Source organism: Streptomyces sp. P5F9 (assembly GCF_057961495.1).
The window spans coordinates 1-9,203 of the sequence record NZ_JBXVPZ010000397.1 but is presented as its reverse complement, the minus strand read 5'-3'; the positions used below and the strand labels follow the sequence as shown (position 1 = coordinate 9,203).

At 71.8% G+C, this 9,203-nt stretch carries 7 protein-coding genes and 1 tRNA gene; 5 read left to right on the top strand and 3 right to left on the bottom strand.

Annotation, left to right across the window (positions count from 1 at the left end):
- From AC31A1_RS39935 to AC31A1_RS39925, 3 genes are all read left to right on the top strand, one after another.
- A partial coding sequence (locus tag AC31A1_RS39935; protein WP_489657983.1) for a lysylphosphatidylglycerol synthase transmembrane domain-containing protein occupies positions 1-1,009 on the top strand: 1,009 nt, incomplete at its 5' end.
- 87 nt (positions 1,010-1,096) lie between these two features.
- Positions 1,097-1,168 (top strand) — tRNA-Lys (locus AC31A1_RS39930).
- 3 nt (positions 1,169-1,171) lie between these two features.
- Entirely contained in the window at positions 1,172-3,538 is a 2,367-nt protein-coding gene (locus AC31A1_RS39925) for a hypothetical protein (RefSeq protein WP_489657982.1), read from the top strand.
- A gap of 35 nt (positions 3,539-3,573) precedes the next feature.
- Here AC31A1_RS39925 and AC31A1_RS39920 read toward each other — a convergent pair whose 3' ends face one another.
- Positions 3,574-4,188 carry a TetR/AcrR family transcriptional regulator gene (locus AC31A1_RS39920; RefSeq protein WP_489657981.1) on the bottom strand — a complete coding sequence of 205 codons (615 nt, stop codon included), beginning with the start codon at positions 4,186-4,188 and terminating at the stop codon, positions 3,574-3,576.
- 175 nt (positions 4,189-4,363) lie between these two features.
- On the opposite strand from AC31A1_RS39920, the gene AC31A1_RS39915 reads away from it, so the two are divergent.
- Positions 4,364-4,822 carry a cupin domain-containing protein gene (locus AC31A1_RS39915; protein ID WP_489657980.1) on the top strand — a complete coding sequence of 153 codons (459 nt, stop codon included), beginning with the start codon at positions 4,364-4,366 and terminating at the stop codon, positions 4,820-4,822.
- Positions 4,823-4,955: 133 nt separating this feature from the next.
- Here AC31A1_RS39915 and AC31A1_RS39910 read toward each other — a convergent pair whose 3' ends face one another.
- Positions 4,956-6,221 (bottom strand): alpha/beta hydrolase, encoded by a 1,266-nt coding sequence (locus AC31A1_RS39910; protein WP_489657979.1) that lies wholly within the window; start codon positions 6,219-6,221, stop codon positions 4,956-4,958.
- A 310-nt stretch (positions 6,222-6,531) separates the two neighbouring features.
- Between AC31A1_RS39910 and AC31A1_RS39905 the strand changes: the two genes are divergently transcribed.
- The gene (locus AC31A1_RS39905; protein ID WP_489657978.1) at positions 6,532-8,673 is read left to right on the top strand and encodes an ATP-binding protein; all 2,142 of its coding nucleotides are present in this window, start codon (positions 6,532-6,534) and stop codon (positions 8,671-8,673) included.
- A 72-nt stretch (positions 8,674-8,745) separates the two neighbouring features.
- Here the strand turns inward: AC31A1_RS39905 and AC31A1_RS39900 are convergent.
- Positions 8,746-9,203 (bottom strand): DUF3455 domain-containing protein (locus AC31A1_RS39900; protein WP_489657977.1); only part of this gene is annotated, 458 nt, incomplete at its 5' end.

The following is a 9,203-nucleotide window of genomic DNA, read 5'->3' as shown; positions in this document are numbered from 1 at the left end:
CGGGCCGCTCCCCGGGCCGCTCCCCGTCCCCACCGCCGGCCCCACTCCCGCCCCCGTCCCCTTCCGCCTCCCCTCCGCGGCACGCCTCGTCACCAAGATCCTGACCCTGCTGCCCCTGCTGCTGATCGTGGTGTGGGCGACGGTCGACTGGCGTGCCATGTACGACGGCACGGCCCGGCTCGCCTCCGCCGACCCCTGGTGGCTGCTCGCCGCGTTCTTCTTCACCTGCCTCGGCTGGGGGACCGCCGCCCTCGTCCGCCAGGGTGCCGTGCCCGAGCGGCTGCCGACCGGGCTGCTGATCGCCTCGCAGTTCGCCGCCGGCGCCGCCAACCACGCGCTGCCGGCCAGCATCGGCGCCCACGCCGTGACGCTGCGCTTCCTCCAGGGCCGCGGCATCCCCCTCGCCCGCGCCACCGCCTCGCTCGCCCTGTACTCGCTCGTCAGGCCGATCGCGAAGACCATCGTGCTCGTCGCCTTCCTCATCGCCTTCCCCGAGATGCTGAGGTTCGGCCAACTCGTCCCGCGGGGCTGGTCGTTGGTCCTCGCCTTCGGCGGGCTGGGCTTCGCGCTCGGCACGGCCGCCCTGCTCCTGGCGGTAGTACCTCCGCTGCGCCGCCCGGTCCTCCGCTGCTTCCGCACCGCCCTGACCGACGTACGGCAGCTGCACACCATGCCCAGCCGGATCCTCGCCCTGTGGGGCGGAGCGGCCGCCGCGCCGGTGCTCCAGGCGACCGTGATCTTCTCGGTCGGGGCCTCGCTCGGCATGCCGCTGTCCTGGGCGCAGGTCGTCCTCGCGTTCCTCGCCGCCAGCACCGCGGCCGGCGCCGTTCCCGCACCCGGCGGGATCGGTCCCGTGGACGCGGCGACGGTGTTCACGATGGTCGCGTTCGGCGCCCCCATGGACCTGGCCACGGCGAGCGTCATCGGCTACCGCGTCCTGACGGTGTGGGTGCCGTTGCTGCCGGGCGCGCTGATGCTGTCGGCGCTGGTCCACCGGAAGGTGCTGTGACCGGCATCCCCCCGCACACCGCCATCCCCTTGTCCGTCGAAATCCCCTTGTACGGCGGCCCGTTCCGCGTCTAGCGTCGCTGCTCATCGGCGTGTAGCTCAGCAGCAGAGCACCGGGCTCTTATCCCGGAGGGCGCAGGGGCAGGACCTGCCACGTCGGCTTATGGACGACGACGCTGACCAGCAGCACCTCATCGCGGCCCCCGGCTATGCCCGGGGCCGGTTGGCCAAGGCCTTCACGACCGCCCTGACCCACGAGGACGCCGACACCCGCCGTCGCGCGGAGGGCCGCGTGACGCGCTGGCGTGCCGTGCTCGCGGGGATGGCCGACGGCCTGCTGTCGATCGGTTCGCGCACCCCGGTGGCCGGGCTCCCGGCCTGGGTCACCCCCGAGGTGGTGCACGGCGGCTTCGCCACGGGCACCCCGAGCGCGGGCGGCCCGCTCCAGCCGTACGAGACGCGGCTCGCGGAGCGGTTCGGCGTGCCCGCGGACCGGCGGGCGCTGTTCGCGCACTGCCTCACCGACGCCGGACTCGCCTGGCTGTGGGGGCAGTTGAACAGCGGGCGGTACGAGGTGACCGTGCCCGAGGAGGGCGCGCTGCTCACCATGGCCTGGCTGGTGCGGCACGGGGAGACGGCCGCCGCGCTGGACCTGGTCGCGGAGCTGGAGCCGTTCGCGGATCAACTCCGGTTCCTGCCACGCCCGTCGACCGGCCGGCCCGCGCCGGACGTCACCGACGCGCTGCACCGCCGTAGCGTCTCCGACACCGTGGACCGGCTCGTCCGGCGGCGCCCCGACCCGGCCGTGGAGACACAGCGTGAGGCACTCGCCGTATGGCAGCCGTTCGGGGACGAGTTGCTCGTCCACTGGCTGGAGACGGCGGGCGGGGAGGACGGGCGGGTACTCGAACTCGTCCCGGATGCCGACTGGTTGGCGCGCGGTGCCGGTCTGTTGAGCCGATACCGGCAGCTGGCCGAGGAGCACACCCGCTGCGGGAAGCACCGCAACCCCCAGGAGAACCTGGGCATTCTGCGCGGGGCGCTGGAAGAGACCGTCGCCGGACGGCCGTTGGACGCGCGGCGGCTCGGGCTGCTGCGGCACGCCGTCGCGTCGATGGTGCGGCGGCGCGGGATGCCGGGCTCGGCCCCGCACACGGAACTGCGCCGCATACAGCGGACCCAGGCCGCGCTCCCCTCCCACTACGCCCTTGCGCAAGTGGTGGTGGGCCGCCTCGCCGGGCTGCCCCAGGAGTCGGGCATCGCCGACCTCGCACCCGTACTCGCCTCCGTGACCGGAGCGGAGGAGCTGGAGACCGGTCTGCCCGCCGGTGCCCAACTCCCGCCCGCCGTAAGCCAGGTGGTCGAGGGCGCGCTCAGCGCACCGGTAGCCACCCTCGTGGAACGGGGAGTCGTCCCTTCGGCCGAGGTACTGGCCGAACTGGTACCGCAGCTGGTCGCCGTGACCACCGCGCGGGCCTACGACGACCAGGCGTTGCGGACGCTGATGGCCGCGAACTACCGCGCGTTCCGCAACCGCCGTTCCCTGCTTCTCCTCAACCTGGAGCGGCAGGTCCGGGTCGAGGAACTGCCCTGGGTCCGGGCGGTGGCCGCGCGGCGCGGCGACGGCACGGCCGAAGCGGCCCTGCTGCTACGGCAGTTGGGCGAACTGGCCGTGCGCGGGTTCCCGGGGACGATCCTGCCCAACCCGCTCGTGCGCGAACTCGGCGTGCTCGCCCGCCAGTCCGGGCTGGGCGCCCCGCTGGTGGAGGAGCTGGCCGCGGACATCTTCATGGACGCCTTCGGCCCCAAGTTCCTGGTGGCGGCCGGGATCGCGGGCGAGTTGCTCGCCGGTTCGCTGTACGAGCGGTACTACGGCATCGGCTACGCGGCGATCCGCGACCTGGCGATCGCCGAAGCGAGCGAGGCCTCGGGCCGGGCGGACGGGGCCGGGCCACGGACGTCCCCGGGGTTCGCGCGACTGTGCGCGGAGCGGGCCGCAGCGGCGTCCTCGGCCCCGGCGGGGTCGAAGTCCGGTTCCTCGTCCGGGTCCTGGGTGGCGGCCAACGGCAAGGTGATCGAGCAGTCCCAGATCCTGACCACGCACAACCTGGCCACGCTGGTCCACCGGGTCGGCATCGCCCCCGAGCCGGGCTGGGCCGACCTGGCGCGCCGCTGTTTCGGCACCGTGTGCCGGCTGACGGCCCGGGTGCACCGCAACCCGTGGCCGTACTCCACGATCAAGGACGCGGCGTACGCCTGGCGGCAGTTGGTGTTCCACCTGTCCCTCTGCCCGCCCGCAGAACAGCGGCGGGTGCTCGACGACCTGGACGCGGAGGCGGCCCGTCACGCCGCCCATGTCTCCGCCCGCCTCGCGCCCGCACTGGCCGGGCTGCGCCTGGTCGCGAAGGGCGGCGGCTTCGCCCCCGACGGCACGGCGGACGGGGGCCGCGCCCGCCGACTCCTCAGCTGGACCACGGACGGCCACTGGCTGGCGACGGACCCAACCGCCGTAGAGACAAAGGGCAGTTGAGCAGCCCGCACGCAAGCCGCCCCGAACCCTCGCTCCTAACCCTCCGCCGCCGCGCGTACCGCCGCCTCCGTCAGGGTCTTCGCGGTGCTTACGGCGCTGGCGATCGCGTCGTCGGGGGCGAGGCCGCACTGGTCGGTGAGGGTGAACAGGGCGTCTGCGGCCATGACCACCGCGAGGCCCCGCTTCAGCTGGGTGAACGCGTCCGGGTCGGACTCCCCGAGGGTGGCCGCCAGGGGGGCGAGGGCGTGGTCGATGAGGCCGAAGCGGATGCCGGGGCGCATGTTGGCCGCGTCGGGGCGGACGATGGTCGCGGCCATCATCGCGCGCACCCCGCCCTGCCGGGCCAGGGTGCCGCGGAGCAGGAACTCGCAGGCGAACGCGATCCGTTCGACCGGATCGCGGGAGTCGGCGACCGGGCCGAGAGCGTCGACGGGGTCGGGCCAGACACCGGCCAGGGCCTCGCCGATCAGCGACGGCAGGTCGGGGAAGTAGCGGTAGGCGGTGGCCTCGGAGACCAGGGCGACGCGGGCGACCTCGGGCATCGTCACCTCGCTGCCCGTGCCGATCAGCCCGCGCGCCGCCTCGACGATCGCCGTACGGGTGCGCTTCTTCTGGTTGCTGCGGCCCGTGTCCGTCTGTGCTGTCGCCATCGGTGCGTCACTTCCCCGTGTTCGCTCGTCGTTGCCGTCCGTCTCCCTTACGTTATCACGACAAGCTCTCATCATGAGAGTCTGCTTGCATAACGAGAGATGCGCGCCTACTGTTCTGAGGGCGCGCCACAGCGCGACGAGCGCACAACTCGCGCCACACACAAGGGAGTCGGCGATGAACGAGGTTTCCGTGGTCGGTCCTGACGACGGCGAGTCGATCCGCCTGGGGCCGGTCACGATGCGCATCCTGGAGGACGGCAGCACGACCGGCCACCGTCTCGGCATCGGCGAGATCACCATCGCCCCGCACACCCAGGGCCCGCCGCAGCACCGCCACGCCCAGCACGACGAGGGTTTCTACGTCGTCTCCGGCACCGTGCACTTCACCATCGGCGAGACCGTCCACATCGCCCCGGCGGGCACCCTCGCGATGATCCCGCCGGGCGCCCCGCACACCTTCGCCAACCCCGGCGACGAACCCGCGGTGATGGTCAACACCTTCACGCCCGACCTGTTCGTGCAGTACTTCCGCGAGCTGCGGGACATGATCGCCGGCGGCCGGGAGTTCAACACCGAGTCGACGATCGAGACGATGAGCCGCTACGGCACGGTCCCCGCGACCGACTACGCCTGAGGCGGCGGGTGGGGCGCGCGCAATCGTGGGTGGAGACCCATCTCACCAGTTCCTACCGGAAGTTGGGCATCCGGCGGCGGGGCGAGCTGCCCGGGACGCTGGGGCGTACGAACGGGCAGTGATCTGCCTGCGGCTACTTGCGTGCCCCGGCGGTGGGCTTCTTGGGCTCGGTGCCCTCCGCCCGTACGGTGCTGTTGCCCTTCTTGGGGACGTGCCGGGGCACGACGTCCTGGGGGAAGGTGAGTTGCTGGTTCATCCACTTCAGGGACGCGGGCATCTCCCGTACCCAGGTGGGGAAGTTGTGGCTGCCCGACTCGGGCAGGATCGACGCGACGCGCATGGGCGCCTTGACGGCCTTGATGAAGGCGAGGGTCTGCGGATAGCCCCGCTCGCCGTGCTTGCTGTCGGCGACCAGGACGGAGACCTGAGGAATGGGCAGATGCTTCAACCGCCACATCAGGTCATGTCCGTTGACCCGGTTCACACGGCCGAGACCGCTGCCGAAGAGGTTGCCGGTGGTGGGGTCGTCCTTGATCCGGTAGTCGGGGGAGAGCGCGGCGGCCGTCGTGTACACGTGCGGGTTGCGCATCGTCAGCTGCAGGGCGCAGGTGCCGCCGGAGGAGTAGCCCATGACGCCCCAGGCGCTGGCGTCGTGGCCCACCCGGTAGACGGACTTGAGGGCCTGCGGGAGGTCCTTGGCGAGGAAGGTCTCGGTCTGCGGTCCGCCCGGAACGTTCACACACTCGGTGTCGCGCGGCGGGGCGATCGTCGGCCGGATCATCACCATGATGGTCGGCTGCATCTGCCCGCTCTTCTGCAGCTGCCCGGCGGTCTGCGACACCCGCAGGTACTGCGCGAGGTTGAAGATGCTGCCCGGGTAGCCGCTGAGCGCGACGACGACGGGGAAGCGCTGGCGCGCGTACGCCTTCTGGAAATACTGCGGCGGCAGGTAGACGAACGCCGGGTCGACCACTCCCGTACGGCGGCCGATGACCTTGACGGACTCCACCTTGCCGTTCACCGCGGGATTGCCGGTGGGCAGTCCGCTGACCCGGCTCAGCTGCTCGTCGCCGGCGGGCTGCACCAGCGCCCCCTTCACGGAGACACCGCCGATCGAGCCGTCACCGTTGTGGTCGGCCGCCTGGGTCACGCCGACGGGAGCGGTGTCGACGTTGCCGAACAGCTCGCCCCACGATCCGAAGAACTGGTACGAGGAGTTCAGCCAGCACGCGAACGCCGCGATGATGGTGACCTGAGTCACTCCAATGGCTGCCAGCCGCCCGAGCACCTGCCGCACGCCCCGACTGGCGAGCCGCGGCCACACCCAGACCAGCAGCGCCACGCAGACGGCAGCCACGGCCGCCACCACATAAACGGTAGTCTCGCTGGTCAAACCCATGCCACTCAGTCCCCGGTTTCCTTGCCTGTGCTGTTTCCTTCACACAGAAGGAGGGCTACGGACCCTTCTGCGTTCCTCAACGAGCACGAATAGGACAAAGAAGCGGGTCGATACGGGTTTCCACGGACGGCCCCCTCCCAGGTTTACGGCATCCGGTTCGGCGTCCAGTCGGCGTCCTGCCGGCGTCTCTCCTTCAGCCGGCCGAGGCGCCCGTCCGCCATACGTAAGGTCTCGCCGTGCCCCGTCGTCCGGTCCGACCCGGTAGGTTTCGCAGCGGTCCGATGCGGTCGACTCCGGGGAAGGGAACGGCATGGCGAAGGACGATTCCGCCCTGCGGTCCGGCCCCGGCGACGCCAACTCGCAGGACGGGCCCGGCAGATCGGCCGGAAACGGCCTGCTGGCCGACAGACTGGCCTCCGCCCGTCTGCAGAACTTCGTCGGCAGGCGAGAGGAACTCGCCCTGTTCCGGCGGGCGTTGGCCGGCGAACCCGGCACCCCGATGGTCATCGTGCTGCACGGCCCGGGCGGCATCGGGAAGAGCGCGCTGCTGCAGCGCTTCGCCGCGGAGGCACGCGCCGCGGGCCGGCCGGTCGTCGGCGTCGACGCCCGTACGGTCGAGCTCTCGCCGTCGGCCTTCGAGGAGGCGACCGCCGAGGTCTTCGCCCGCGACAACGCTGTCCTGCTGGTCGACGACTTCGAGCGCTACCGCGCCATGGAGGAGTGGATACGCGACCGCTTCCTGCCGCGGTTACCTGCCGGAGCCCTGGTGGTCGTCGCCGGACGCCACGCACCCGACCCCCTCTGGAAGGCCGACCTGGCGTGGAGCGAGGTCCTCCAGGTCGTGCCCCTGCGGGAGTTGGGCCCCGCGGACTCGGCGGCACTGCTCACCTCGCAGGGCGCCGACCCCGCTCTGCACGCGTCCCTCCTCCGGTTCGCCGCGGGCCATCCGCTCGCCCTGCGCCTGGTCGCGGAAGCCGCGACCCACGACAACTCCTCGACGGACGAGGTCTTCTGGGCCCCGCTGCGCACGGTCGTCGACCGCCTGCTGACCCACATCGTCGGCAGACCGCCCTCGCCCGCGCACCGGCGGGCACTGGAGGTGTGCGGCCATGTCGCGGACACCACCGAGGAGTTGCTGCGCGTGGCACTCCCGGACGAGGACGCCACCGAACTCTTCGCCTGGCTGCGGCAGTTGTCGTTCATGAAGTCGGGCCCCTTCGGGGTGTGCCCCTACGACGTCGTCCGCGACGCCCTCGACAGCGACTTCCGCTGGCGCGACCCGGAACGCTACAAGGCCATGCACCGCACGGTCCGCCGCCACCTCGTGGAGCGCGTCCGCGACGCACCGGAGAAGGAAGCCCTGCGCGCCGCCCGCGAGTTCAACCACATCGTTTCCAGGGCGCAGTGGATGAGGGAGTTCCAGGGCACCCGGGACGAACCCGCCGTCCACGAGCAGCTGATGCGCCCGGAGGACGCCCCCGCGCTGATCGAGCTGGCCCACAAGGTCGAGGGCGAGCACAACGCCCGTATGGTCGCGTACTGGTTGAGACGTCAGCCCGAGGCGTTCCACGTCCACCGGCGCTGCGACACGGGTCAACTCCTCGGGTTCATGGCCTGGTTGAGGATCGACGCGCTCGACGACGAGACCCGGGCGGCGGACCCCGTGCTGGCGGAGGCGTGGGAGCTGGTCTCCGCGATGACTCCCCCACGCCAGGGCGAACACCTTGCCGTGGCACGGTTCATGGTGCACGAGGAGAACCACCACCGCCCCTCGCGGTCGTGGGACCTGGTGCGGATGCGGATCGTCTTCGAGCTGCTGCGCGCCAAGCACTGCGCCTGGTCCTGCTTCGTCAGCGCCGAACCGAAGTTCTGGGCACCGCTGATGACGTACATGGGCATGTTCCAGCCGCCCCGCCGGGCTGTCCACGCCGATCGCGGGTACGGCCTGTTCTGCCACGACTGGCGGGCGGCGCGGGTGGAGGAGTGGGCCGAGGGCATCGACGCGCGCCTGCTCGGCGGAGCACCGGCCGCGACGGCCGGGAACCCCAAGTCCCGTGTCACACCGCTGAGTCGGGACGAGTCGGACGCCGCCGTCCGCGAGGCGCTGCGCGGCTGGCTCGACCCCGGCGGGCTCACCGACAACCCGCTGCTGCGGAGCCGGCTGGTGGAGGAACTCAGCGAGGGCGACCCGGTGACCGCGCTCCGCGACCTGATCGGCAAGGCCGTACAACGGCTGAACGCCCATCCCCGCACCCGGCATCTGCACGACGTGCTCACGCTGACGTACCACTCGACGTCCACCCAGGACGCCGTGGCACGGAAGCTCAACCTGGCGTTCAGCACCTACCGCAGGCATCTGGCCCGCGCCCTGGACGAGGTGCGCGAGACGGTGTGGGACTGGGAGGTGCACGGCCGGATCAAGGCCGAGCAGGAGCCGCCGCAAGGGAGTTGAGCACCCCGCGAACGCACGGCAGTGGCCCCTCGGGGTCGCCCGGGGGGCCAACTGCCTTCACCACCCGTCGAGTTACTTGGCGGGCTTGTAGAACGCGTACGTGGCGGTGTACTGCACGCTGACCTGGTCCGTGCTGGTGCCGGTGCAGGCGGTGGTGGGCGCGACGCCGCCGCTGGTGCCCAGGCGCTGGACGTAGGAGACGTCGCCGAACACTCCGGTGCCGCGGGTGGCGGTGGCCTTCAGCAGCAGCTCGGGGATGGTTCCCGTCTTGGGCGAGTTGGCGATCGCGGAGCCGTTGACGGCGCTGCCGTCCACCGTGGACACCCACACCGGGCCGCGGGAGTGCAGGGCGACGGAACGCTTGGTGCGGTCGTTCTTGGCCCACAGGGTGGCGGCCGGCTCCAGCAGCGTCCAGGCGCTGTTGGTGCAGGTGTAGGTCTGGACGCCGGCGGCGGAGAAGACGCCGGTGAGCTTGTTGCCGTCCGGGACCTTCAGCGCGTCCGGCACGGTGAGGCCGAGGCGGAGGGGCG

Excerpts from the sequence above, each read along its gene's own strand:
- AC31A1_RS39920 (WP_489657981.1), bottom strand. The coding sequence starts at position 4,188 with ATGGCGACAGCACAGACGGACACGGGCCGCAGCAACCAGAAGAAGCGC.
- AC31A1_RS39910 (WP_489657979.1), bottom strand. The coding sequence starts at position 6,221 with ATGGGTTTGACCAGCGAGACTACCGTTTATGTGGTGGCGGCCGTGGCT.
- AC31A1_RS39925 (WP_489657982.1), top strand. The coding sequence starts at position 1,172 with ATGGACGACGACGCTGACCAGCAGCACCTCATCGCGGCCCCCGGCTAT.
- AC31A1_RS39905 (WP_489657978.1), top strand. The coding sequence starts at position 6,532 with ATGGCGAAGGACGATTCCGCCCTGCGGTCCGGCCCCGGCGACGCCAAC.
- AC31A1_RS39915 (WP_489657980.1), top strand. The coding sequence starts at position 4,364 with ATGAACGAGGTTTCCGTGGTCGGTCCTGACGACGGCGAGTCGATCCGC.